The 23773-nt window shown below is 48.8% G+C and carries 18 protein-coding genes; 5 read left to right on the top strand and 13 right to left on the bottom strand.

The features are described from left to right. Window positions 1–215: 215 nt before the first annotated feature. Window positions 216–2189 carry a methyl-accepting chemotaxis protein gene (locus tag MHH25_RS01875; protein ID WP_340018973.1) on the bottom strand — a complete coding sequence of 658 codons (1974 nt, stop codon included), beginning with the start codon at window positions 2187–2189 and terminating at the stop codon, window positions 216–218. Window positions 2190–2456: 267 nt separating this feature from the next. Here MHH25_RS01875 and MHH25_RS01870 point away from each other — a divergent pair, with 267 nt between their 5' ends. Next, window positions 2457–3857, top strand: coding sequence for a serine hydrolase (locus MHH25_RS01870; RefSeq protein ID WP_340018971.1), 1401 nt, complete (start codon window positions 2457–2459; stop codon window positions 3855–3857). A gap of 161 nt (window positions 3858–4018) precedes the next feature. On the opposite strand, the gene nagZ is transcribed toward MHH25_RS01870, so the two are convergent. From nagZ to MHH25_RS01835, 7 genes are all read right to left on the bottom strand, one after another. After that, the gene (nagZ, locus tag MHH25_RS01865; RefSeq protein ID WP_340018969.1) at window positions 4019–5743 is read right to left on the bottom strand and encodes a beta-N-acetylhexosaminidase; all 1725 of its coding nucleotides are present in this window, start codon (window positions 5741–5743) and stop codon (window positions 4019–4021) included. A 31-nt stretch (window positions 5744–5774) separates the two neighbouring features. Then, window positions 5775–6971 carry a DUF1343 domain-containing protein gene (locus MHH25_RS01860; protein WP_340018968.1) on the bottom strand — a complete coding sequence of 399 codons (1197 nt, stop codon included), beginning with the start codon at window positions 6969–6971 and terminating at the stop codon, window positions 5775–5777. Continuing rightward, entirely contained in the window at window positions 6971–7681 is a 711-nt protein-coding gene (locus tag MHH25_RS01855) for a hypothetical protein (RefSeq protein WP_340018966.1), read from the bottom strand. Before MHH25_RS01855 ends, MHH25_RS01860 begins: the two co-directional genes overlap by 1 nt. Window positions 7682–7729: 48 nt before the next feature. After that, window positions 7730–8839, bottom strand: coding sequence for a sn-glycerol-3-phosphate ABC transporter ATP-binding protein UgpC (gene ugpC, locus MHH25_RS01850; protein ID WP_076253940.1), 1110 nt, complete (start codon window positions 8837–8839; stop codon window positions 7730–7732). Window positions 8840–9110: 271 nt separating this feature from the next. Continuing rightward, window positions 9111–9944 carry a carbohydrate ABC transporter permease gene (locus MHH25_RS01845; RefSeq protein ID WP_017691096.1) on the bottom strand — a complete coding sequence of 278 codons (834 nt, stop codon included), beginning with the start codon at window positions 9942–9944 and terminating at the stop codon, window positions 9111–9113. A 64-nt stretch (window positions 9945–10008) separates the two neighbouring features. Then, window positions 10009–10932, bottom strand: a complete 924-nt coding sequence (locus MHH25_RS01840; RefSeq protein ID WP_036616502.1) for a sugar ABC transporter permease — start codon at window positions 10930–10932, stop codon at window positions 10009–10011. 55 nt (window positions 10933–10987) lie between these two features. After that, a complete protein-coding gene (locus tag MHH25_RS01835; RefSeq protein ID WP_076329881.1) occupies window positions 10988–12340 on the bottom strand; it encodes an extracellular solute-binding protein in 1353 nt (450 codons plus the stop codon). A gap of 356 nt (window positions 12341–12696) precedes the next feature. Between MHH25_RS01835 and MHH25_RS01830 the strand changes: the two genes are divergently transcribed. Beyond that, window positions 12697–13659, top strand: coding sequence for a BadF/BadG/BcrA/BcrD ATPase family protein (locus MHH25_RS01830; RefSeq protein ID WP_340018964.1), 963 nt, complete (start codon window positions 12697–12699; stop codon window positions 13657–13659). A gap of 22 nt (window positions 13660–13681) precedes the next feature. Next, window positions 13682–14587 (top strand): N-acetylmuramic acid 6-phosphate etherase, encoded by a 906-nt coding sequence (gene murQ / locus MHH25_RS01825; protein ID WP_036673004.1) that lies wholly within the window; start codon window positions 13682–13684, stop codon window positions 14585–14587. 148 nt (window positions 14588–14735) lie between these two features. Here the strand turns inward: murQ and MHH25_RS01820 are convergent, their stop codons facing one another. Both MHH25_RS01820 and MHH25_RS01815 read right to left on the bottom strand, forming a co-directional pair. Then, complete coding sequence (locus MHH25_RS01820) at window positions 14736–15575, bottom strand: MurR/RpiR family transcriptional regulator (RefSeq protein ID WP_036616797.1); 840 nt, start codon at window positions 15573–15575, stop codon at window positions 14736–14738. 125 nt (window positions 15576–15700) lie between these two features. Beyond that, the gene (locus tag MHH25_RS01815) at window positions 15701–16930 is read right to left on the bottom strand and encodes an anhydro-N-acetylmuramic acid kinase (protein WP_340018963.1); all 1230 of its coding nucleotides are present in this window, start codon (window positions 16928–16930) and stop codon (window positions 15701–15703) included. A gap of 282 nt (window positions 16931–17212) precedes the next feature. Here MHH25_RS01815 and MHH25_RS01810 point away from each other — a divergent pair, with 282 nt between their 5' ends. Together MHH25_RS01810 and MHH25_RS01805 are read left to right on the top strand one after the other, a co-directional pair. Next, a complete protein-coding gene (locus MHH25_RS01810) occupies window positions 17213–18625 on the top strand; it encodes an N-acetylmuramoyl-L-alanine amidase family protein (protein WP_340018962.1) in 1413 nt (470 codons plus the stop codon). A gap of 34 nt (window positions 18626–18659) precedes the next feature. Beyond that, window positions 18660–19220: a GerMN domain-containing protein gene (locus MHH25_RS01805; RefSeq protein ID WP_340018961.1), complete on the top strand. Its 561-nt coding sequence runs from the start codon at window positions 18660–18662 to the stop codon at window positions 19218–19220. A gap of 76 nt (window positions 19221–19296) precedes the next feature. Here the strand turns inward: MHH25_RS01805 and MHH25_RS01800 are convergent, their stop codons facing one another. The 3 genes from MHH25_RS01800 to MHH25_RS01790 all read right to left on the bottom strand — a co-directional run bounded on the left by MHH25_RS01800 (window position 19297) and on the right by MHH25_RS01790 (window position 23743). Continuing rightward, the gene (locus MHH25_RS01800) at window positions 19297–20886 is read right to left on the bottom strand and encodes an MBL fold metallo-hydrolase (protein ID WP_340018959.1); all 1590 of its coding nucleotides are present in this window, start codon (window positions 20884–20886) and stop codon (window positions 19297–19299) included. Further along, on the bottom strand, window positions 20883–22553 hold the full coding sequence (locus tag MHH25_RS01795; protein WP_340020434.1) for an iron ABC transporter permease: 1671 nt from the start codon (window positions 22551–22553) through the stop codon (window positions 20883–20885). Before MHH25_RS01795 ends, MHH25_RS01800 begins: the two co-directional genes overlap by 4 nt. Window positions 22554–22669: 116 nt before the next feature. After that, window positions 22670–23743, bottom strand: coding sequence for an ABC transporter substrate-binding protein (locus MHH25_RS01790; RefSeq protein WP_036673000.1), 1074 nt, complete (start codon window positions 23741–23743; stop codon window positions 22670–22672). Window positions 23744–23773 lie beyond the last annotated feature (30 nt).

The raw sequence follows: 23773 nt of genomic DNA, 5'->3' as shown, positions 1-23773 counted from the left end.
AAAAGCTCCTTTTTATCATTGTATGGTCATTCCAACCGTATATTAATCAAATATTTTATAATTATGTTTGTTTATTTATAGATATAATATATTTTTGTTTGTTATATGTCAATATAACGGAAAAGAATGCTGTGTTTAAAGACATAACGGATGCCCCTTGTTCAACAGAAAAAAGACCGCAGGGTCGCAACCCTGCAGTCTCATTTCAATCCCTGTTACAACTTAAACCGTTCAATCATGCTTTGCAGATCTTCAGCCATACGTGACAATGCTGCCGAAGAAGCTGCAACCTCTTCCATTGTAGCCAACTGCTCTTGAGCCGCCGCTGATCCATCTTCCGTTCCAGAGGCAATTCTGTCCGACAGAACCATTGTATCACTTACTGCCTTGTTGATATGACTCATGCCCCCATCAATTTGACGGGAAGCCGTGGATACTTCTCCAGCTTGTGCAGCCACCAACTGTACCGCAGTACGAATGTTATTGAATGCTTCGCCTGCTTCTGTAACCATCTGCGAACTCTTCACCATACCTTCTCCCGTACGGGCAAAAGTGGATTGCACCGCATTGGTTTTCTCCTGCATCTCATGCATAAGCTCATTAATCCGCTCGGCTGAAGCGCCTGAACTGTGAGCCAGTGTCTTCACTTCGTTGGCTACAACCGCGAATCCGCGCCCTTGCTCGCCAGCTCTTGAAGCTTCAATGGATGCATTCAATGCAAGAATGTTCGTCTGCTTGGCAATGGCCGTAATCTCGGCCACAATCACAAGAATCTCTTCATTTTTCGCGCGCAGATCCTCAATGACCACAGACATGGCTTTGCTCTCATCATTCACCTGCTGAATATGGGTAACCGCTTCTTCTACTGTAACCATACCTGCTTCCGACTTAGTGGATGCATCCAGAGCGATACGAGCGGTATCTTCAGCACTTGATGAGATCTCTTTGACTCCAATGGACATTTCGCCCACGAGTTGACCTGTAGCAGCAAGACTATTGTTCTGCAAAGTCGTTCCCGCAGCTGCATCCTGCATCAGTTCAGCCACTTGTTCTGTGGCTTTGGATGTCTGTTCCGAACTTGCCATTAGCTCTTCAGAAGATGCTGCCAACTGGCTGGACGTATCATGCACCTCTCCAAGCACACTACGCAGGGAAGTCGTCATCGTATCAAAGCTATCTCCAAGCTGTCCGAACTCATCCTTGCGCTGCAAACCAACCCGAACGGTGAGATCCCCGGCGCTTACTTTGGATGCTGCCTGCGTTAATTGCAGCAATGGCCGGTGAATACTGCGGATAATGAATATAAGCAGAATCAACCCGATAACCAATGCAGATGCCACAATTGTAATTGCACGGATCAAAATAGGCATTACGGCTTCACTTGCTTCGGAAGGAACCATCTCGCCAACAATTTTCCAACCTGTCACCGGATTGGTGAAATACACAGCTTCCACTTCGTGACCATCATATGTATACTTCACCGTTCCACTTTCCTTCGTATACATCTCATTAATGTAGCTTTCATCCGACTGTGTACCGGATTCAATATTGTAGTGGAACAGGAATTTACCCCCGTTATCCAGCATGTACAGTTTTCCTTCTTTACCAATACGTATCTGATCAACGGATTCTTTCAGATGATTGAGACTGACATTGGCCCCGAATACCCCTTTGCCATCAGCCAGCTTGGCAGCTGCCGTTACAACCCATTCACCTGTCGTGACCGACTGGAACGTATCCGAGATTACAGGTTCGTCCTGGGACATGCCCATCGTATACCATGAACGTTCACGTGGATCATAGATCTGTTCCCCGGGATCAGGAGATTTCATCCAGCTGCCATCTTCCGCACCTGCGGTGAGTACACCCAGTTCCTTATGATTCTGAGACATCCGATCCATCTGCCTTTGCAGTGCAGGGGATTTATTAATAATATCGTTTGAAGTAATACCCGCAGCCATCTGCGCTGCGTTATCCTTCTCCATATCCAGCATTTGATTTATCTGCAGACTAAGCATTTCTGTTTTGGCCTGTGCGGAACGAATAATCTCCATTTTAACCTGGTCAGCAGCTTTTTGATAAGACAACCATCCCACGGTAATGCTCGGTACTATCAGGAACAGGAGCAATGCAGCAATCAGGCGTTTTTTTACGGTTAAAGTAAACCAATTTCGAATCCTTTTCTTCATTAAACTATCCCCCATCATAATCTCCACCCATCCTTTTATCGGACAATTGCTGTAAAAATATTATGTATAGATACTAAATTAGTACAAATTTAATTTAAATGATCTGATCAGATGATATGGATTATATCCGCTTAATCGTTTTGACCCTCTACGCGAGATCGTTTACAATGCTCATAAGCTGGCTATTCATGAAACGATTGGAAGGAGAGGATTCAAATCTTACGCAAGGCAAATGAAAGGCAACATGTTTCCACTGTATATTCATCCATGTTCCGCATTCTGTTAGCGCTCATCCTGTGTGCAGGCCCGATTCTGGGACAAGCTGGTATTACGGCATCCGTGGCGCAGGCGACGCAAGCAGTTCACATTGAAGTGAATGGTGAGCAACAATCCTGGAAGAACGCACCACTTATCATCAAAGGTTCAACGTTTGTTCCACTGCGGGATGTGGTCACATCGGTTAAAGGCACGTTGAAATGGGATAATCGCACCAAGACGGCTACCATTACCGTTGGCAGAGACAAGCTGATCCTTCAGGCTGGCAGCAACTCCATTAGGGTAAACCAGGTCGATCTGGCTACAGGTGTGAATTCACGTACCGTTAACGGTACGTTGATGGTACCTGTCCGGGCCATGGCTAATGCAATCAAGGCAGACATCAAGGTCCAACGCACAGCCACGGGGCAGATGAGTGTAAGTATGGTCACTGATCAAGTCAGCCTGCTGAACAGCGAGGTTGCCAGCGTGGATACATATCTGCGCGAGATCAACTATCCAGGTATGGCTCTGATCGCCCGCGATGGTGAAGTACTTCTAAAGCAAGGCTACGGACTTGCCGATGAACAGACGCTGAATCGACCGGATCAAAAGACCCGAATCGCATCGCTGAGCAAATCCTTCACGGCCGCGTCCATTCTGAGTCTCGTGGAGGATGGTAAGATTAAAGTGCAAGATCCAATCTCCAAGTATATCTCTGGTATACCAAAGGGAGATCAGATCACGCTGCATATGCTGTTATCCCAGACTTCAGGTCTGCCATCTGCATTTGGTCGGGGTGAAGGAACTTCTATGGAAGAGACTGTAGAGGAGATTCGCCACAAAACGCTGAAGTTTGAACCAGGAAGTGCCTATCTGTACAGCAACAGCGGGTATGTTTTACTTGCATACGTCGTTGAACAGGTCTCTGGCATGAGTTATGCCGACTACGTGCAACAAACGATACTGAAACCACTTGGTATGAAGAATTCGGGAGAGGCCTCCCGTAAAGTGCACACGATTAGTGGTTTTGTTCAAGAAGATAACGCATGGGTAACTGCGCCTTACTATGTGTCTCAATCCGGATCAGGAACCATCTATTCCACGGTGGACGATATGCTGAAATGGGATCGTGCGCTGTATACGGACAAGATTCTAAGCCAGGATACGATTGAACAGATGTATGAGCCTTATTCTGATAAAAACTATGGCTACGCCTGGATTCTCAAAGAGAATGGCGCAAACCGTACCGTCTTCCACAACGGTAGTGGTGGCGGGTTTGCCACAGCCTTTTCACGTAATCTGTCCGATGATATCACCATTATCCTGCTTGGCAACCACGCAGGTATGGACATGACTTCACTTTTGGATGAAGTTGAGGCACAGACAGCCAAAGCACTGCAATTGCAATAATCTATAATTAATAGCTTATAATGAGCAAAGAGACGGTCCTTTAAAGGATCGTCTCTTTGTGTTGTATATGTTCTCATTTTAACGACTCACACTTCCGTTTCGCTCAACCCACAATCCATCTCTTCTTCATCCTGCAAAAGGTAGATTTACTCATATTCTTATTAATGCCTAGGAGACATCCGCTCTTCATCATCTGTTTGCTTTAATGTTACAGGAAGTTTCCCCGCAAAAGGAATGCGCCCCATCAGCGCCTGAGCGACGCTATCCATGGCAAGTGGCCGGCTCTCGTAAGCCGCTACATAGACCTCGGCATCCGGGAGCGCCAGCAGATCATAGGGGCTTCGCAATGCCACAACAGCCAGCGGTTTGCCCAATTGCTGTATCCAACCAATCAGCCTGCACTGTGGATCGCCGGAGGGACTTCCCGCATTGTAGGTTCCCACCACAATCTGCCGAATGTCATCTGCTTCCGCTGCCTGAAGCAGACGGGCGGAACGAATGGCAACTTCCTCGGGCGTGACCGTCAGATCGACAACATCCAGACCATAAATGGATAAGGCTAAACCCAAGGTGAACGTCTGAGTCAACTGTTCGTCGGCAATTGTCGTCACGGACGTGGCAACCGTTATGACCAGCGTGCGTTCCGGCTTCAAAGGCAGCATATTCAGCTGATCGCGCACCAGTGTGATACTGTTCTCGCTAATACGGCGGGCAACCTCTTGGTGTAAAGAATTGTTGCGCTCCGACCAACTGGATAGAGCAGGAGCGTTTGATGCCTTTGGCAATGATGCATTCGATACTACGCCATACACTTCCTCATCACCTGCACCGCCCATTCCACTCTCCAGTAAACCACGCTTCGCCTTGTACATCAGCAAGCGATTCACCGACTCATCAATACGTCTCTCGCTAATCCGCCCGCTCCTCACAGCTGCTAACAATGCTTCAAATGCCTCTGCCTGAAGCTTAGCCGTATGGCTAATTAACACCAGATCTGCCCCGGCCTCTACCGCCATTACGGCTGCATCGACAGTGCCATAGTTAACGGCAATAGCATCCATCTCCATGCAATCTGTCACGATCATGCCCTCATAACCCAGTTCCTGGCGAAGCAGACCGCTTAATACGGTTTGTGATAGCGTTATGGGCAGACGCTCTGGCTCCAGCGCAGGGAAATAAATATGCGCCGACATCATGGCATCGACACCTTCGGCGATAGCGGCTCGGAATGGAATCAACTCCAGGCGCTCTACCCGTTCACGATCATGAGTGATGATCGGGAGGTCCAGATGGGAATCGGTATCCGTATCCCCATGCCCCGGGAAGTGCTTGGCTGTCGCTGCAATTCCAGCGTCCTGTATTCCCGCAATGGTTCTGGCCCCATATTCTGCAACCGATTGTGGAGATTCGCCGAATGATCGCACTCCGATGACCGGATTGGCCGCGTTATTGTTCACATCCAATACCGGAGCAAAGTTCATGTTAATGCCCATGGCCTTCAGCTCCAACCCACTGATATATGCCGCCTGATATGCATCGTCAATGGAACCGGCAGCGGCAATGGCCATTGGTCCAGGCATCAAGGCGATTCCTTCGGTAATTCGTGCAACCATGCCGCCCTCCTGATCAATGGATATCCAGAGCGGCACATTACCGCTGCTTTTGGCAATCTGCTGTAACCCTGACGATAACCGCTCTACCTGCTCTGGCGACTCAACGTTGCGAGCAAAATAGATTACGCCACCGATTGGATACATTCGGAGAAAGGATTCCACATCGCCAGCAGCTTCAGTGCCATGAAAGCCGCAAAGAAGCATTTGCCCGATTTTCTCACGCAAGGTCATCTGTTTCAGCTTCGACTGGTATAACTCTTTTGGCCCACTCATTTCATGCCTCCCTTCGATAGCAAACATCCATTCATTGATATAACAAAAACGGCTTTCGCCGCTCCTTCCATTCCGCTGCCTGTACATTCCACGCATCCATTAAACGAACGAATTCCGCGCGGTCATGAATCGTTTCCCTGACTTCCTTCCCCCCTGCCAGCAGGTCGATAAAGTACCTTGAACCTGGCTCTGGCGGCTCCAGCCAGCAGAATTGCTCCGGATAGAGTGACACCAGTTCATGCAAAAGCACTAACCCTGTCTCTACCGCCCGAAATTTCCGGCTGTCCGTTACAAAAATCCTTACACCACCACACAGCTCACCTGCATGTTTGGAGAATGTTGGCGACATGTAAACTGGATGCACATGCACACCTTCCAGCTTGTATTCCCGAAATCGTTCCGCCAAACGTTCACCGTCAACCCAGGGTGCCCCTATCCACTCGAATGGGCGGGTTGTGCCCCTTCCCTCCGATACATTAGTGCCTTCGAACAGGCACGTACCCGCATATACCCGCACACTGTCCAGCGTGGGCATATTGGGAGAGGGTAACATCCAGGGAAGACCACAATCCGCAAACTCCATGGAGCGCTGCCATCCTTCCATGGCAACCACGTCCAATTCGCAAGGTACATCCATCTCGCTGTTGACCATCAGTGCGAGTTCACCTACCGTCAATCCGGTACGTACAGGTACACGCCAAGCGCCAACGAGTGATTCATACCCCGCGTTCAACACACCGCCTTCCACAACGTTTCCACCGAGCGGATTGGGACGGTCCAGAATCAGTATACGTTTGCCTGCTCCAGCACAGGCATCCATCATATGGAACAAGGTTGAGGCATACGTGTAATAACGGATGCCCACATCCTGAATGTCGAACAGCACCGTATCCACTCCAGCCAGCATTGCAGGTGTAGGTTTCTTGTAATCTCCATACAGGCTGAACACCGGAATGTCCAGACGTGGATGAAACATGTCTCCGAATCTGACACCCGCCTGAAGCTCTCCAGACAGTCCGTGCTCACAGGCATAGAGCGCTGTAAGCTCGGTATTAGCCAGTCCGGCGCACACATCTATTGTCGATACAAAATCCGCTGTAATACCAGTCGGGTTTGTAATTAGACCGATTCGATTACCCGTTATCCATGGATGCGATAACCCTCTGGACAGAAGATCAACTCCCGCTTTTACAGCCGGGATCTGCTCGGTCCCATTCAACTGACCCATCACACATTCCCCTGGCTGACCCAGCCTGTATGCTGGTGATCATTACCACCTGTTACGACAGGCTCTTCTTCAGGCTCCAACACATTAAGAGCAACCTTATGCTGATAGATGGCAAACATACCTCCAAACAGCGCTCCGAAACCAACGACAGTCAGCATCAGCAGAGCCGTCAGGCACATGGCCTGAAAACAAGCGCCCATCGTGTACCCAGGGTGACGGAAGAACAGCTTTACACTTTCCCCCATCGCCTGAACGATGCCCATGTTTTTTTGTAAAAAAAGCTGCCAGGTATAGAACTGTGACATCAGCGCCATGAGAACAAAGAACGTCTGGAATACACCCACTGCTGTACCTGTAATTCCACCCTGTCCACCGTAATACCACCAAGTTGACCATAGAATGAAGCCAAGCACTGCGAAAAGCACACCCACCGAGCCTCCCGGGATTATTCCCTTCAATGTTCCGACCCAGATATCCTTAAGTCCATTGCGCCGTTCCTTACGTTCCAATCTGTGATGTACGGCATAACAAACACCGAACAGGATGGGCATATACATCAAAGCCAGAAGCAGTATAGCGATCGGCAGCGGAGCAAACATCAGAATGGGAACCAATACGATGGAACTAACGACACTGTACAAGGCCACCGAAATAATATCCCGATAGATTTCCGCGCCCGACTTAATCAATACTTCACTCAGCTTACGCATTTTTATTCTCCCCTTTCTCACCGTTCCTTCTTCACCAGGCATCGTCTCTTACTCACGTCCTATCGCAAGCTCCGTCTCTGGATCGAAAAAGTGCGCCTTACGCAGGTCCAGCACAAAATTTTTGTCCATACCTACATAAGCATGTGTTTCCGGGTGAACCTTGGCCGTAACAGTACGGGCACCGGAATGGAAATATACCAAATTCTCGGAGCCCAGATGTTCTACAACCTGAACTCGTGCCTGCAGCATATGGTCTGTCGGGATATTCGGAGCGACATCATCACCAAAAATATGCTCTGGACGCAGACCCATAATCACCGGCTTGCCTTGATGACTCTGAAGACGAGCGAGTACATCTTCTGGCAAGGTGAATGATGCACCGTCCACGACAACCTGCGTGCCTTCAATCCGGGCATCGATGAAGTTCATCGCCGGGGAACCGATAAATCCGGCAACAAACATATTCCGCGGACTCGCATACAATTCTTTCGGTGAAGCCACCTGCTGAATATCTCCATGATTCATGACCACGATGCGTTCCCCAAGTGTCATGGCTTCTACCTGATCATGCGTCACGTACACAATCGTGGCACCGAGACGTTTATGCAGCTCACCCAACTCCACCCGCATCTGTACCCGCAACTTGGCATCCAGATTGGACAGTGGTTCATCGAATAAAAACACCTGCGGATCACGGACGATCGCCCGTCCCACCGCAACACGCTGGCGCTGACCACCAGACAGCTCGCGTGGTTTGCGCTCCAGCATCGCTTCTAGTCCCAGAATGGAGGCCGCATTCTGCACCTGTTCATCAATGTAGGACTTTGGCTTTTTCAGGTTTTTCAGGCCAAAGGAAAGATTCTCGCGGATGGTCATATGCGGATAGAGTGCATAATCCTGAAACACCATCGCGATATCGCGATCCTTCGGATGCAGATCGTTAACTAGCCGGTCACCGATCACAATATCACCGCTTGTTTGCTTTTCAAGTCCGGCAATCATCCGCAGTGACGTTGTCTTGCCACAGCCCGAAGGACCCACAAACACTACGAATTCCTTATCTTCTATAACAAAGTCCGAGCCGGCCACAGCCGTGAACGTTCCTTTATGATCGTCTTTGAATTCTTTGCGCACTTGGCGAAACTCCACGCGTGCCATAGGTAGATCCCCCTTTACGTTGTCGCTTGTCCTGAACTATATAAGTTCAACTAACGAATCCTTACACTGGCACTCCGATGACAGAACAACCTTCCGATCGCTGTTATCCCCAGATTTCTTTGATTCCTTTATAAAAGGGGAAATCCGGTGATAGCTTAAGCTTCCGATGTAGCTTTCTTTCAGAAAGCTTTTAGGCGAACGCTTTCGCTTCTTCAGGTTATTTCTGTCCTCTCCGTTATAGTGTAAATGTTTAGTTGAACATATATTGGAATTAACCTTTAACTGCACCGATCGTAATGCCCTGCAGGAAATAACGTTGCAGTGAGAAAAACAGAATGATCATTGGCAGCGCACCTATTGTTGCCCCTGCCATCATCGCGCCAAAGTCCGTTGATTCGGCAAATACAAACGAGGCCAACCCCACCTGAATGGTACGCATCTCGTTGGAATTGGTAATGAGGAACGGCCAGAAGAATTCATTCCACGAAGCCACAAACGTGAATATGGCCAGCACCGCGATTCCCGGCTTTGCCATCGGCAGAATGACTTTCCAGAAGATGCCGAACTCACTGCATGCATCGATACGTGCCGCATGAATCAGCGATGTGGGCAGCGTGGACATGAACTGTTTCATTAGGAATATGTTCCCTACGCTAACGGCAGCAGGCAGAATAATGGCCGTATACGTATCCCCTAGATCAAACACGTTGACCATCAGAATGTACAAAGGAATCAGCGTCACCTGTGCCGGGATCATCATGGTCCCAAGCAAAGTCCAGAATACCGCCTGACTACCCGGAAACTTCAGTTTGGCAAACGCATATCCCGCCAGGGAGGCGAAGAATACATTTGTTACGGTCAGAATGATCGAGATAAGCAGCGAATTGTACAGCCAGCGCCAGGCATCAGTTTTGGCAAAAAAGCGCTCATATGGTGATAACGATAACTGCTCCGGAATCATCTGTGGTTTAAACGAAGCCGACATTGCACTATCTTGCACCGAACCAACGAGCATCCAATACATCGGAATGACCGTCACCAGCGCCCAGACCACCAGCAGAATGGATGCAACAACGAGCAGGATCTTTTTCTGTGTTGATTTCATGGATTTCATTCACCCCCGGATGCTTAATGCAACGTGCTCTAATAGTTCGTGTTTTGAACTACCTCTAATACTCAATATCGCTGGAGAAATATTTGAACTGAATGACGGAGATGACAATGATGATAATCGCCAATACAAACGACTGGGCCGAAGCCAATCCAAATTCATAGAACTTGAATGCCGTCTCATAGATCAGATAAGCGATTGTAGTTGTCGCAAAGTTTGGTCCACCCTGTGTCATCAGATATACCGAGATAAACACCTGGAAGGATGTAATGACACCCGTGACGAGCAGATACAGCGTCGTTGGTTTGAGCAGCGGCCATGTAATCTTGCTGAACTGGGTCCAGCCGCTGGCATGATCAATATCCGCCGCTTCGTACAGCGATTTCGGAATACCACCCATGGCTGCCAGATACAGAATAATGCCCGCTCCGTGCGATCCAAGCCAGTTCATCAGAATGAGGGAAAAGAGTGCCGTTCCCGACTGGCCCAGCCAGATCACCGGATCCAGGCCGAACAGACCGAGGAAACGGTTAAGCAGTCCTGAATCCGTCGGGTCAAAGATCGCCAGCCATACAATGGAGATGGTCACCCCGGAGGCTACCGCAGGCAGATACATGGTAGCTTTGAAAAATGTCTGCCATTTGCTTTTCATTTGATAGATGAAATAGGACAGTACAAATGTAATGAGAATATTGACCGGGACTGTGCCTACGGTGAAGATGACTGTATTTTTAATCGACTTCCAGAATGTCTCATCCTTCACCAAACGCTCGTAGTTATCCAATCCAACCCACGTCGAGTTCATAATATTGTATTTCTGGAAGCTCATCACAAGAGCCGTCAGAACGGGATACAGTGTGAAAATGAGAAACAGCAGGACAGGCGCCAAAATAAACAAATACGCCCACCCGTAGTCTCGCCAAAACCGGGCAACCCGGGAAGTCCGGGGCACTGACGATTTTGGCGCAAGGGCGGTCTGCATAGCGAATCCTCCTCTCCTAATCAGTGTGGTTTTACGTTATGTTTGATTGTCCGAGTTATTGTCCAAACATCTGCTGGCCTCTGCTCTTGAAGTCTTCTGCGATCTGCTCCGGTGATTTTTCACCCGAGAACAGCGCCTGAATATTAGGCTTCACAACCTGTTCCTTGAATTGTTTTTGCTGAGATGCTTTGTCGATATCCAGTTCAAGTACAACCGGCATGGCGATATTTTCTGCCATGACTTTTGCAGCAGCCAGATTATCCGGTTGACCAAGCTCTTTTCCTTTAAACAGATCCACCTGGGACTGTCTTACGAATGGAAGCGCCAGTTCATTGGCCGAGTTCCCTGCTTTGGCACCACTAAGCGCCTCCATCACCAGGAACGTATTTTTAGCATGCTGTTCGCCCTTGTCCTTTTTCTGTTTGAAGGCTACATACCCTTCGCCGCCCATCGTTGTGGCCGCAGGTTGATCATCATTATGTGGTACAGGCAACAGGACAAAATCAATCTTCTCTCCCTGCACCTTGCCATCATCGATGTCCTTGTTGCGGTTCTGAATCATCACATCATAATAAGGAATCGCTTTAGAGATGATCGCCGTTTCCCCCGCGTAGAACATATCCGTCCGTTTCGCTGGAGCGAGAGCCGCCGTTTCCTTCGGCATATACCCTTGATCCATCAGGTTTTTGATAAAAGAGAGGGTATCCAGAATGCGACCATCATTCCATTGGAACGTGCCGTCTTTATCAAGAACATCGATCATCCCGTTGTTACGAGACAGCATTTCAATGAAGTCAAGCGAGGTTCCATCGGTAACCAGTGCATATTGCTTGGCCCCGCCATCCAGCGTTTTGGTCAGCTTGGCAGCAGCATCGTTGAATTCGGACCAGGTCCAGCCATTTTGTTGAATGGACTTCCAATCAATGCCTGCTTCCTCCAGAATGCGTTTGTTGCCACCCCAAGCCCATTGGAATTGATACAAAGGCAGTCCATACTGTTTCCCCTGAATCTGGCCTAAATCCAGCGTACCTGGCAGGTAGTCGTCCTTGATCTCAGGTGTCAGGTAGCTGTCCAGCTCAAGTGCCAATCCCGTATTCACATATGTGCCGTCTACGCTATGAAAATAAAGATCCGGCGGGTTACCTGCGTTCAGAGCGACATCGAATTTTTTGGGCCCTTCCGCCCAGGAAAGAATTTCCGTCTTCACGGTAATGTTCGGGTGTTCTTTATTGAAATCAGAGATTAGATCCTTCAGTTCATCTTCATATGTGCCATGTACAGGATAGGTCCATACCGTTACCGTATCATCGGCATTCGGGTCATCCGAAGCAGCACCTCCGCTATTCCCACAGGCTGTAACCCAGACCATCATCAACAACATTGCCCATACCAGACCCTTCTTTTTCATCCCTTCATCTCCTTTGCATGTCATCATCCGATTCTTTCATTGCCTAACCATGCTACCCCTTTGTGATCGTTCGGCCTTCAAACGCAATCCACCTATACACGCGGCAGTAAGGAAAAGCACCTCCCCTGTAGATTGGGCCTGCCAGTCGCAGGCTAAATCTCTTAAATGCAATATTAACGTCAACTTAATTGACATTAACAGTATTAATTCCTTCCAAAATTGTAGATTGAATTCATTATATGAGTTGTAAAATAAAAATTCAACATTATTTTTTATTATAAAATTTAATTTTACTTTTTCTTTTCATGCAACTATACTATGTAAAAAGAAAACCCAAGCAAGCGAGGTGAGCCACTTTGCGAGTATATGTAGGCATAGATGGAGGCGGTACCAATACTGATGCAGCAATCATTTCTGAATCTGGTGAAATTCTCGCCCGACTCAGCGGCGGTCCCACGAATCCTCACAGCGTATCCACTGAACAGGCCATTTCCGAACTGCAACGAGTGCTGGAACAGCTATTTAATCTAATAAGTGATTTATCGACAAATTGTGAGGGTATATGCCTTGGTATGTCAGGTGTAGATACGATCCAAGAACGGCAACTTGTAGCCAAAGCAGTAAATAACTATATGAAGAGTCGTAATCAACAGGCATCAGAAGGTTGTCCAGTCTGGGTTGTATCCGAAGGAGAGATTGCTCTGATGGCCTCTCTCGGACATACGCACGGTGTATTATGCATCTCTGGAACAGGGTCCATCGTGTACGGATTTACGCGGGAAGGCGAGCGATACCGTGCAGGAGGCTGGGGTCATCTGCTCGGAGATGAGGGGAGCGGCTATCGTATTGGGCAACGTGCACTCCAAGTGGTTATGCAGAGTTATGACGGTGTTCTTCCTCCAACCTGTTTAACCCCGCTTCTTCTAAAGAATCTGAACCTTCGGGATATATCGGAGTTAAAGACGCGAGTGTATCAGACGGATTGGGGCAAAACCGAGACCGCATCCATCGCCCGCTTAGCTATAGGAGCAGCTGAACTCGGAGATGAGGTCGCCCGGGCACTGATCATCGACGAAGCCTCACAATTGGCGGATACCGCCAAGGCGCTGGTTGCCCGTCATCCCGAATTTGCATCCACTCCGGTTGTCCTGTCCGGATCACTGTTTCGATACGCTGTACTTTTCCGAAATACATTTATTCACAAGTTATCTGAATATTATGGAGAGTTGGACTTTGTATATCGTGAAGATGCCCCCGCTCCAGCGGTTGGCGCAGCACAACTGGCAAGACAACGCCGTTCCCTGAATGAATCATTTTAAAAGAGAGAAGGAGGCCATACGGATGAATCACATGCTGAATTCACTACTAACAGAACAACCCAATCCACTAACGGATCATATAGATGAATTGCCTTCGGCAGAAATTATGGAGCTCATTAATAAGGAAGATCAACGGATTGCGGAGCTCATTCAGCCCCTCATTCCGGTCATTGCTCAAGCTGCGGATCGGATCTTGGAGGCATTTCAGTCTGGCGGCAGGCTTTTTTATGTAGGCGCAGGTACCAGTGGACGATTAGGAATACTTGACGCTTCGGAATGCCCGCCTACCTACGGAACCCCGCCATCCATGGTGCAGGGTATTATTGCAGGGGGATTCCGGGCAGTGAAGGACCCGGTTGAAGGTGCTGAAGATAATGAGGAGTTGGGAGCTGCCGACCTTGATGAACATGGCTTAGACAAAAACGATGTTGTGGTTGGCATTGCAGCCAGTGGACGAACGCCGTATGTGCTGGGTGCGATGAGGCACGCCAAGGAGATCGGGGCTACGGTGATCAGCCTGAGCAATAATGCAGGCACGCCGATGACCCTGTTGGCTGATGTGAGCATTGAGGCTGTTGTCGGCCCAGAGGTTGTCATGGGTTCAACACGTATGAAGGCAGGCAGCGCCCAGAAAATGATTCTGAACATGCTCACCACTACCGCCATGATTCGTCTGGGCAAGGTTTACCGTAATTTCATGGTTGATCTGAACCCTTCGAACGAAAAGCTTGTCCATCGGGCCAAACGCATGATACATCTGGCAACCGGAGCGAATGAAGCGGATATTGAAGAGGCTTTTACCGGTGCAGACGGTCATGTAAAAACGGCAATCGTCATGCTGATGGCAGGCGTGGACGTAACAGAAGCTCAGCACAGGCTTGATCTGGCTGACGGTTTTGTCCGTAGCGCCATTGCGGGGCCTTCCTGAGCCGTACAGGGGGTATTATTAGAGGTTGAAAGAGAGGAGCCCGACATTAGTCCGGGCTCTTTTTTTTATTTTTTTATTCTAAAAGCGGATATAATCCGTCAAAAAATCCCCTCCTGCATAAACAGAAAGGGATTCATATGGTTTTACTTCACTTGTGCTCCAGAATAGCCTGTCGGCTCTTCTCCAAATATTCCACCGACTGGTTGTAATCCCGACTGGCAATCGCCAGATACAAAATATCGATCACGTTCAGCTGTGCAATCCGTGACGAAGTTGCTCCGCTCCGAATATCACTTTCGGTAGAAGTAATCATCAGAGGTACATCCGCCATACTACTGAGTGTATTGCTGCCCCACTTGGTAATGCTGATTGTCGCTGCACCACCATCATGAGCATGCTTGAGACAGGAGATTACGTTCGAAGTCTCCCCTGAATACGAGATACATACCACCGCATCATCCTCACGAAGCGTCGTTGCGGACGAAATCTGCATATGCGGATCGGCGAACGAAAAGCTTGTGCGATTGATTCGCATGAACTTGTAATGTGCATCCAGCGCAATCAGGTTGGAGGCCCCTACTCCATAGAAAAAGATTCGGTTTGCCTGATGAAGCACGTCCACGGCTTTTTCTACCAGACGTGGGTCCAGAATATGAACCGTATCCTTCACCGACTGAATATTGTTTGCGGACACATGCTGAATAATGCTCTCCATGGAGTCCTGGGGACGAATCTCCGTATATTGATATGGCTCACTCGTCTGCAAATCTCCGGCAATCTTCAGCTTCAGCTCCTGAAAACCCGTTACACCCAGTGATTTACAGAGACGGATAATGGCAGCTGGGCTGCCTCCACTCCGTTCAGACAACTGGGCCACCGAGGATTGAACAGTTTCTTGTGGGTGATCGAGAATATAAGCTCCGATCTTCCGTTCGGACGGGGTCAAGTCATCCATTAATGCGCGTAAACGCACAAGTCCACCTTTCATGCCTTCCATTCGCTCCTCCTTTCCGTACTGCATTCATGTACAAGCATTTTATCTTATAATTCCACTCGCGTCTAATCGAATTCCTCGCCCTTCCATAACTGAACTCATATTAAATTCAGGTCTCACTAAAGTGTGAGATTGCCCGAGATTACGGCGTGTTTCGCGCCGGTTACTGCCGGGAGTGTATTGGTTCTTCCCATAAGTGCCTCATGGCCAAGTAAAGCAAATCCAATGGCTTCCCGAGCATCATCGGGTATACCATAATCTGCCGTTCGTTCCAAACGGATATCCTTCGGTAGTCTCTGACGGATCATCTCCATTAACGTGGCATTGGAAGTGCCACCACCGCACGCGAGCATGGCCGATATTTTCACCTTGGGCAGGATAAAATCCTTCACTGCACGCACGATGGTTTCCACGGTCAGACAGGTGGCAGTAGCCAGCGTATCTTCAAGAGATAAGGAACGCTTTGCGGCCATCTCCATCAGTCTCACTGCATACGCGGCTCCATATACTTCTCGCCCGGTACTTTTCGGTGGAAGTCTTTTGAAATACTCATCCTCCAAACACAGGTCTACCAGACCCTGATCGACCTTTCCCTGTGCGGCAATACTTCCATTCGGATCATAATGCTGCCGCCCATCCGTTGCCTGCCGCACAATGGCGTCCATCACCATATTCCCTGGTCCCGTATCAAATGCCGAAATACCTTCGGTAGAAGACTCGGAGGGAAGCACCGTCACATTGCCAATGCCACCGATATTCTGCACCAGCCGTCCTTCCGTCGGGCTACGGAACATCAGAGCATCCGCATAAGGCGTAAGCGGGGCACCTTCCCCACCAGCGGCCATATCCCTTGCCCGCAGGTTGCCAATCACTGGAAGTCCTGTCCGTTCTCGAACGACAGCACATTCACCGATCTGCAATGTCGATACCACATCAATACTTGCTCCCGTTGGCCCTGGAAATGCAGATGCTACAGGAGCATGCCATACCGTCTGTCCATGCATGCTAATCATTTCCACCTGCTGCGTTGAGATACCGGCAGACTGCATCAGTTCCGTAACGCTATGCGCATACCACTCCGATACACCAAAGTGCGCGGCTGTCAGCTCGTCGACACGCGCCGTCCCCGGTGAACATAACCGGATCAGTACGTCTCTCAATCCATTCGAATACGGCACACAGACGAAATCAACCAGCTCTATCTGCTGTAATGCCCCGCTCATATCGGTTTGAATACGCACCAGTGCCGCGTCAGTTCCATCAAGTGACGTTCCTGACATTAGTCCGATGACCAGATGCTCCTGCTTCAAACGATACTTCTCCCACATCGGATAGCTGCCTGTATCCATCCACTTCCAACCTCCTGCAAGACCCGATGAACACGTCATCCTGCCATAATTTCACCCAGTATATGATATTAAATTTCACAAGTCAAACATTATATGAAATTTAATTACATCATTAAAAATATAAAGAGAAATATTCATCCCATTTGCGATCACACATCATGTTTTCTTCCATCAATTGATAATTAGATATCAGAAGAGAAACATTTTTACATTTTTACCGTTTATATTATGTAGGGATATTTTGGAATTAAGAAAATGATCTAATATTAGTCGAGGTGCATAATGAAGAAAACCATTTTACTACTGTTTTTGAGTCTATTCTTACTCGTTTTGCTCCCTAATCAGGGAAATGCCGCTGCAAGCACGTCGAAAATCTTTATGGATGGAGAGGAATTAGTCCTCCCAAGTGATGTACAGGTGACGATTATCAATAAAAACGTGATGATCCCGATTCGTGTCGTTGCCGAAAATTTGAAATTCAAAGTCGATTGGAACCAACAAGCACGCACTGTAAAAATTCAGCAAGATCAACAGACGATTTCCCTAACCGTCGATCAAAAGCAAGCCATGGTTGCTGACAAACAAGTCACTTTGAACACAGCACCGCAGATTTTGAATAAAACGCTGGTGGTTCCCATTCGATTTGTTAGTGAACAGATGGGGCTTAAGGTGAGATGGAACAATCAAGATAAGATCGTATACTTAACAAACACCAGTAAGGAACCTGCTATTGAACCAGGAAATAGTCCTGGAAAAGGGGATTCAAGCTCTACCGCTCAGGTTACCGATATCCAATTTGCCAATAATCAGCTCGTTTTATCCACCGATGGGACCGTTCAGCCAATAGTAACGACCCTCAAGTACCCTGATCGTCTGGTTGTGGACTTGCCCGGAGCCACCTTTGGTGATATCTCCCAGCCGCTGGATCAAGGACTCAATGGCAAGTTGGATGTGAGCGGTTATCCCAATGTGACGGAAGTGAGATATTCACTATTCAAACGAGAACCGGCACAAGTTCGCATTGTCGTAGAATTGAATAATGTGAAGAATGTCCAGTACAACCAGAACGTGATTGCCGACAAACTGATTATTGATCTGAATGTTGCGGGTGACAATGTCACACCTGCTCCAGTCACTCCAGTAGGCGACTCAGGACGCAAGGTTGTGGTCATCGATCCAGGACACGGTGGCAGTGATCCAGGGACGATCAGCATCACGAACAAACCCGAAAAGGAATACAATTTGGCATTAGCTCACAAAGTACAAGCCCTGCTGCTCAATGAACCTAATATCGAATTGGTGATGACTCGTGAAGGTGATACCTATCCGACCCGCCCTGAGCGTGTTCAACTCGCCAATCAATTAAATGCGGATGTATTTGTATCTATCCATGGCAATAGCGTGAAGTCCGCCCCCCAAGCCACAGGTACAGAGACATATTATTATCAACGCAGTAATAGTAAGGAATTAGCCACTATCATTCATCAACGTTTGGTGAAAGCCATGGGTCTCAGAGATCGTGGTGTGAAAAATGGCAACTTGGAAGTAATCCGAGACACGACCATGCCTGCAGTGCTTTTGGAAGTGGGATTCTTGAGTAATGTGCTCGATGAAGAACTGATGTCGTCCGAAGTTGTTCAGATGAAAGCCGCTCAAGCGATAGCCGATGGAATCAAGGAGTATTTGGGCCTATAAATCATCAAATAAATCAGATGAAGGAAGTGATTCTTTGAATAAGAAGCTAGGTTGTGCACTTATATTATCATGCTTGATCCTTATCGGAGTTGGATGTGCCCAGAAGCCAGTGAGCCAATCCGGTTCGAATGAACCTGCTGTTCAGGGAGGACAGGTGCAGGCACCAAACCCATCCGAAACGGAGGTGGATCTGGGCACAATGAATACACAAGTCGTCGATGTATATTTGGCAGACTCTCAGGTACTTGAGCTAGAGAAAACAGAGCAGGAAATTGAGTACAAGGATGACTCCGAAAAATATGAAAAAACATTTGCAGCGTTGCAAACGAACACCGATTCAGAGCTTGTTTCCCTCTGGGAGCAGGTGGAATTGCTCTCTGTCCAATATGCTGAGGGTACGGTGACTTTGGATGTTCATATCCCCGCTGAAGCCAACCTCGGTACCAGTGGAGAATTGCTCGCATTGGAAGCTTTAACAACAACGATGTTTCAATTTGATGAAGTGAAGAGTCTAGATATACTGGTGGATGGTGAAGCCGTTGATAGTTTGATGGGTCATGCCGAACTGGAACACCCCATTCATCGCGAACCCTAAATGATCAGACAACAATGGAAAAAGAACGTCCCCAGGGACGTTCCAATCTGACGCATCAATTCGATTCATGCACAATTCACACATATAGCTCGTCACCAGCAGACAGTGAATGTATCACTGTTCTCGGTGACGGGCTATTTCTGAGCAAACCTTCTTTTAATCGGTCCGTCTCTCCCCGGTCAGCATGCACAAGGACCGTATGCCTTGCTGGAACCTGATGCAGCATCCGTTCAACATCCTTCCAGCCCTGATGTACTTTATAACGTATTTTCCGCACATCACACACGCCATACTTGTCAGGAACCCGTAGCAACTTATCAGCAAATGTACCATGAGCAACATGCCCAGTGAGCAGAATCAGATTCTCCTTCCTTTCCGATAATTGACTATAGTACCAACGAGCAAGCGAGGACTGCATCATGCCGTCCGGAATGAACCATAGCGAAGCAGCATGATGTTCCAACAGTTGTTCCCGCTCTTGGGTGGTTGTAGGTAGATGCCATCCTCGTCCGGTCAGAAAGCAATCGATTTCGTCCTTCAACGAACTTCCGATGACATGCTCTCCCTTCTCCCTCAACCAATACGGAACATGCATAAGCTGCTTCATACCGTCCACCAGCCCTTGTTCCACTACGATTGGAATAGCCGGGAATTGTTGCTGTGCCCACAGTATGATCTCCTGTCCACGCCCTACGACAGGCATAGGTAAGAGCACCTTTCCACCTTGAGCAATCGTCTGGCGAATGGCTCGTTCAAGCTGTTCCAGTTTGTCGGCCTGTGTATCCTGGTCCGTACCGTAGGCCGCATCAACGATCGCCAGATCTACCAGCCCGACGGAAGATATTGGCGCAGCGTCTGCTACGTTTGCTCTGCCTGCTCTGACTGCTCCATCTGCTCCATTGGATGTGAAATTTCTCTGCTTCATGGGTATCTCCATGGATACGAGTGTGCTTGACGATGTCTCTGATGCAACAGATTTCTGATCTGGTGACGTTATGAGTTCTCCAGCCTTTTGCCTACTGTTTATAACGATTAGTTCCTCCGCGCCCCACTGTTCACTGCTCGGAGTATCGAACAACGTATCTTCACGAATCATGTTTTCCCGTAAGAACGCCTCCGCTGGACAATCCTCCTGTAAAAGCATCGATTCTGACGTGTAGTCCCCGGAATAAAAAATCCGCTTGCCTTCCATTTCAACCCCAAACCACACCGATCCAGCCAGATGTCCACTCCGGCCCCATATCACTTTTACTCCAGGAATGGGTTCGAACCAGGTTTGGGATACAACCTCGTCCTCCAGATACCGATAACGAATAGCTTGCTCATCTGCTTCATCATAAGGAAGTTCTTCCCCTACACGCTCTACAAACCTACGCCAGTTGGCAAAATACGTACGCAGCTGCGCCCTCGTCTCCCTCGTCGTCCACACTTCACCCTGGTAGCCCAACTTATACAGTAAAGGGATAGCGACCGAATGGTCCTCATGGGCGTGGGACAACAGGACCGCATCCAGTTGCGGGACAATCTCCGGGTCAATCATCGGATACTCGCCCGTGCCTTCTTTTTTCACACCACAATCCAGCAAAAGGTGGAACTGGCTCCCGCTCAGGAGATAGGCGGAACGTCCGTGTTCCCCTGCACCGCCCCATACGTTCAGTTTGATCATGATGCATTCCACTTTCTCTTTGAATTCAGCAGTTCAATTCCAAGCAGCATCAGCACCGTCATGCCTACAGTCACAACAGCCATTGCCATTCCCAACGACACCTGACCTTGTTCAAACTGGGCAAAAATATACGTAGCCGACGTCTGCATCGACGGCGGAAGAATCAATAACGAACCTACCAGCTCCCGGGTAGCAATCGTAAAGGTCATCATCCAGCCGGCCAACATGCCGGGCAGGATCAGCGGGATCAGGATTCGCCGCAGAATATACAGCGGCTTTCCGCTAAATACTTGCCCAGCCTGGAACAATGTTCCATCAATCTGGGTAAAGCTCGATTTTACATACTGCACGGTGTAAGGCAAGAAGAGCACAACGTACGTGAGCACAACCATGCCGTAGGTGTTATACAACGTGACTGGCATCCAAGGTGAGTTCCAGAAGAGAATCAGACCCACGACCATCACGATGCCGGGCACCGTATTAGGCAACAGACTGAACAAGTCAATCACACGCTGCATGAATGAAGATGATCTGCCGATCGCCAGCGCAAATCCAGTTCCGATAATAACAGCGACCGTTGAAGCCGCAAGGGATAGACCGAGACTGTTCCCGATGGCCTTCATGCTCACCGATCCCCAAGATAACAGCTCTTTGTAATGATCCAAGGTCAGATTATCAAATGCAATTCCCGATCCCCGTAACTTCATGGTCGAAGCGGCAATGATGGAGAAATACGGGATACCTATCGACAGGATCAACAGAATCGCAAGATACACCCCGCATAACCATCCTGCTCCGCCACGAAGAGAATATCGCTTCGAACGTTGCCCTTTGCCACCGACCAGACGATACGTGAACTTTCGACTCATGGCAGACTGCATATACCACATCACCAGACAGACGGACAACAGCACCGATGCCAGCGAAGTCGCCTTGCCGAAGTCAATCGGCCAACTGGAGATGTACTTATGGATCTCGGAGGTCATGACATAATAGCCAATCTTGCGCCCGAAGGTTGCCGGAGTTCCGAATTCCGCAATCGTTTTGACAAAGACCAGCATGATCCCCATGCCGTAGGACGACAACAATAAGGGTAAAATAATACGTCTGAAACGGTATCCTGCACGTGCACCGTGCACAGCTCCCGCTTCTTCGAGATTGCCACCGATGCGGATCAACGCATCTCGAAGCAGCAGATACAGGAACGGGAACAGGTGCAAGCTCATGATGAGCACCATGCCCCAGAAGCTGAAGAACAGCTCACTCCAGCCCGCAGATGAGGGCACCCATTGCTGCAGATATCCCCCTTTTTGCATAAACAGAATCCAGCCCATCGATCCGATATACGGCGGAGTCATGAACGGAATCATCAGGATTACATCGACCCAGCGATGCTCGCCCATTCGGGTCTTCGCCATCATCCAAGCCAGCGGCAGCGCCAGCAGCGTGGTTACCGCTACAACGCATATGCCAAGCCAGACGGAGTTCAGCAATACACCTGATAGATGATGACCGGTAATCGTGCGAATCGGAGCCATCCAATCCCACTGCCCGTCCGGATACACACTTTGCCAGAAGATGAGCAAGAGCGGCACGCCAATACTTATGGTCAGCAGAAAGAGGGCCAGAATCACGCCCACTCTCCGAAAAATTCGGTTGTTGTCCATTACAACAGGTTTCACTACGTTCACCTCACATGACTTTCCACAGACAGCAGGTATTCCTTTTGCCTAGTTGTCTCTATCCTTGTTCTTCTTTCGGTATTTTGCATATGCAAAAGTACTTACTTAAAAGTCTCGGAAAAACGCGCCGCTGTCTCTTCGCCATGTTCGCTCATCCAGTTCCAGTCCACTTTAAGCTGTGGAATATCCTTCACATTGGCACGGTTAGTCGCTTCAATGTCTTCGCGGCCCGGAATCAGATAGGCATCTGCAACGAGCTTCTGAGCTTCATCGGACAACAGGTAGTCAATGAACGCTTTGGCATTCTCTACATTGGGACTGGATTTCAGAATCGCTGCCGGTCTTGGGCTGATTACCGTGCCTTCCTCAGGATATACGATATCCAGTGGTTCGCCTTTTGCTTTGGAGGAATACGCCATGTAGTCCACACCTGCCGCTACGATGCTTTTGGCACCCGTAATGACCGGATCAAGTGCTTCCTGATTGGCGCCTGCCATCGCTACACCATTGGCTTTATAGGCGCTCAACAGATCCCATCCTTTTTCACCATTCGCACTCAGGTATCCTGTGATGAAGTCGAGTGCTGAACCTGATAATGTAGGGTCGGGAATGTTTACTGCATCTTTCCACGCAGGCGTAGCCAGCTCTGCCCAACTTGTTGGTGGTGTAGATACCAGTTTGGTGTTATACACAATGCCCAGTGCGGAAGCACTGCTGCTAAAATAGTTGCCCTCTGCATCCGACCAGTCCTTGTTCAACTTGTCTGCATTGGCTGCTTCAGGGTATGGCATAGTCAGTCCATCGGCTTTCAGAGCCTGTGCTGAAGGTAAAGAGGCCAGGATCACAACGTCTGCAACCGGATTGGATTTCTCAGCTTCCATACGAGCCAGAATTTTTCCTGTCGTTCCCTGAAACATCTCAACTTCGATCCCTGTTTTGTCTGTAAATCCGCTCACGATGTTATCCGCCAGCTTCTGTGGGCCAGCACTGTACAAGACCAACTTGCCACCAGCCGGTTTCGTTGTTTCTGCCGCTGCTGCTGTGTTTCCTTCACCTGCGGGTTGTGCTGCGTTGCCTGTGGTGGAGTTCCCTGTGCTACATCCGAACAAACTGATACTCATTACCGCTGTTAATAACAGCATTGCGCTCTTTTTACGTGTTTTCATACCCAACATATTCGTCCATCTCCCCTGGTTTCTTATAAA

It is taken from the genome of Paenibacillus sp. FSL H3-0457 (assembly GCF_037981725.1).
Lineage (GTDB): Bacteria > Bacillota > Bacilli > Paenibacillales > Paenibacillaceae > Paenibacillus > Paenibacillus amylolyticus.
Note: the sequence above shows the minus strand (reverse complement) of the source record. Positions and strands in the feature narration are given on the sequence as shown.

Bases quoted from the DNA above. Each gene is read 5' to 3' on its own strand.
- MHH25_RS01875 (WP_340018973.1), bottom strand. From the start codon at position 2,189: ATGAAGAAAAGGATTCGAAATTGGTTTACTTTAACCGTAAAAAAACGC.
- MHH25_RS01870 (WP_340018971.1), top strand. From the start codon at position 2,457: ATGTTCCGCATTCTGTTAGCGCTCATCCTGTGTGCAGGCCCGATTCTG.
- nagZ (WP_340018969.1), bottom strand. From the start codon at position 5,743: ATGAGTGGGCCAAAAGAGTTATACCAGTCGAAGCTGAAACAGATGACC.
- MHH25_RS01860 (WP_340018968.1), bottom strand. From the start codon at position 6,971: ATGGGTCAGTTGAATGGGACCGAGCAGATCCCGGCTGTAAAAGCGGGA.
- MHH25_RS01855 (WP_340018966.1), bottom strand. From the start codon at position 7,681: ATGCGTAAGCTGAGTGAAGTATTGATTAAGTCGGGCGCGGAAATCTAT.
- ugpC (WP_076253940.1), bottom strand. From the start codon at position 8,839: ATGGCACGCGTGGAGTTTCGCCAAGTGCGCAAAGAATTCAAAGACGAT.
- MHH25_RS01845 (WP_017691096.1), bottom strand. From the start codon at position 9,944: ATGAAATCAACACAGAAAAAGATCCTGCTCGTTGTTGCATCCATTCTG.
- MHH25_RS01840 (WP_036616502.1), bottom strand. From the start codon at position 10,932: ATGCAGACCGCCCTTGCGCCAAAATCGTCAGTGCCCCGGACTTCCCGG.
- MHH25_RS01835 (WP_076329881.1), bottom strand. From the start codon at position 12,340: ATGAAAAAGAAGGGTCTGGTATGGGCAATGTTGTTGATGATGGTCTGG.
- murQ (WP_036673004.1), top strand. From the start codon at position 13,682: ATGAATCACATGCTGAATTCACTACTAACAGAACAACCCAATCCACTA.
- MHH25_RS01820 (WP_036616797.1), bottom strand. From the start codon at position 15,575: ATGAAAGGTGGACTTGTGCGTTTACGCGCATTAATGGATGACTTGACC.
- MHH25_RS01815 (WP_340018963.1), bottom strand. From the start codon at position 16,930: ATGGATACAGGCAGCTATCCGATGTGGGAGAAGTATCGTTTGAAGCAG.
- MHH25_RS01810 (WP_340018962.1), top strand. From the start codon at position 17,213: ATGAAGAAAACCATTTTACTACTGTTTTTGAGTCTATTCTTACTCGTT.
- MHH25_RS01800 (WP_340018959.1), bottom strand. From the start codon at position 20,886: ATGATCAAACTGAACGTATGGGGCGGTGCAGGGGAACACGGACGTTCC.
- MHH25_RS01795 (WP_340020434.1), bottom strand. From the start codon at position 22,553: ATGGACAACAACCGAATTTTTCGGAGAGTGGGCGTGATTCTGGCCCTC.
- MHH25_RS01790 (WP_036673000.1), bottom strand. From the start codon at position 23,743: ATGTTGGGTATGAAAACACGTAAAAAGAGCGCAATGCTGTTATTAACA.